The sequence below is a fragment of the Pseudomonas quercus genome (genome assembly GCF_012033695.1).
In the GTDB taxonomy this organism is placed as follows: domain Bacteria; phylum Pseudomonadota; class Gammaproteobacteria; order Pseudomonadales; family Pseudomonadaceae; genus Aquipseudomonas; species Aquipseudomonas quercus.
On record NZ_JAAVJI010000040.1, the window covers coordinates 1 to 1797 of the forward strand.

Genomic DNA, 1797 nt, shown 5'->3' on the forward strand with positions numbered 1-1797 from the left:
ACAGCAGGTTGTCTGCGGCCAGCCGACACAATGCATCGAGCAAACCACGGTTATGAAAGAACAACGGCCACAGTGTGTCGGGCAGCGTGAACACCAGGTGGTACCAGGCGCAATCAGGCAAGCGGTTGTGTTGGACGGCGATCCATTGATCGGTGGCTTTTTTGCCGCACGAGGGACAGGCCCGGCAGTGGCAGGTATTGCACAGGTATTTGACGTGCGGGCAACGCTCATTGGCGCAGGTGTAGTGCTTCACGCCCAGGATCGAGGTGCCGCAGGCCAGCATTTTACTCACCGACTCCACTTCGATGTCACGCAGACCGCCGGCCTCCAGCAAACCTGCCCAGCAGCCGTTGGCGGTGAACAGGTGTTTCAAAGGCCTGGGTTTAAAGCTGCTAGCCATAAGGGTTATGGGTTACGGTGCTTTGGATGGTTCAAGTCAGGCACAAGCCAATGCAGCGGTAAGCTGTCCAGTCCCGCCAGTATTTTTGAATCTAGGTGCCTACATTTAGAGGTCACTATCTAATAAAAATCAGAAGGTTACCTACCATCCTGTGTCTTTAAGGAACTCATTGATTGCGCATCGCCACTCATCAAGCGGCATGGAGATTACCCAATGAACATAGGTCTGCTCACATCAACCGCCAGTAAGGTTTTAGCAGCAGGAACCCAAGCTGCGGGAAAAATTTCTATTTCCGGCTCTACACGCAGGATCAATGCGGGTTCAATGGATTGGTTAAACAAAGCAAGCAGCTCCGTTGGTAAACACATCAGAGCTAGTATCGAGAACGGGAAAATTTTCGAATTGGCCTCGTTGGGAGCCAACATGTTTGGTGCACCAGCAATTTCAGAGCGCAATTCAACGTACCATCCTGTCTTAAACTTTGAGCCCGATCATAATAATGACTTGAATCTTTCCAAGATTTACATGCAAGACAATGCTGGTAAGCTTAACCCGTGGGATCCTTCACCAGCTGCAGTGGCTACTTCCTCTTCACCCTCTCAGTCCAACGCGCAATCCAATGCTGCTGCTTCCTCATTACCTCAACGGCCACCCGTAGGTTTGATGTTGAGTTCCGTAGGCGTTGCATTAAGCCATTTTCAGCAAACGCAACGCGATAGTTCTCCCACGGATAGGTCGTCTAAAAAACGGCCTAACCGTGAGGAATATGAAGCGAGAATTAATGCCGGCACCAGCGTGCCGACCAGCAAAGCCAAAGTCGAGACGGGGAATTCAGGCCCTAGCAGACGTCCGAGTCGAGAAGAATACGAAGCGAGGATTAACGCCGGCACCAGCGTGCCGACCAGCAAAGCCAAAGTCGAGGCAGGGAATTCAGGCCCTAGCAGACGCCCAAGTCGAGAAGAGTACGAAGCGAGGATTAACGCCGGCACCAGCGTGCCGACCAGCAAAGCCAAAGTCGAGGCAGGGAATTCAGGCCCTAGCAGACGTCCAAGTCGAGAAGAGTACGAAGCGAGGATTAACGCCAGCACCAGCGTGCCGACCAGCAAAGCCAAAGTCGAGGCAGGGAATTCGGGTCCAAGCAGACGCCCGAGTCGAGAAGAATACGAAGCGAGGATCAACGCCAAACAAACAGAGACAATAGGGGCTGAAGCCTATAGTGGTTATAGCAATAATAATCCGAATTTAAATACTCCAAAAGATCCAGCTCAACGTTTTGCTGAAAGCATCCAAAGCATGCAGGAACATCAAAATGAAATGCAGCAAGCTGAAGCGTTACTCAAAAGTGAACCAGATAGTTATACAAAACCTCGATTAAGTCGAAAAGAGTTTGAGGACAG

2 protein-coding genes are annotated in these 1797 nt (G+C 51.1%); one reads left to right on the top strand and one right to left on the bottom strand.

The features are described from left to right. Positions 1 to 400 (bottom strand): transposase zinc-binding domain-containing protein (locus HBH25_RS22915; protein WP_178089122.1); only part of this gene is annotated, 400 nt, incomplete at its 3' end. A gap of 213 nt (positions 401 to 613) precedes the next feature. Here HBH25_RS22915 and HBH25_RS22925 point away from each other — a divergent pair. Continuing rightward, positions 614 to 1797 (top strand): hypothetical protein (locus HBH25_RS22925; RefSeq protein WP_246231506.1); only part of this gene is annotated, 1184 nt, incomplete at its 3' end.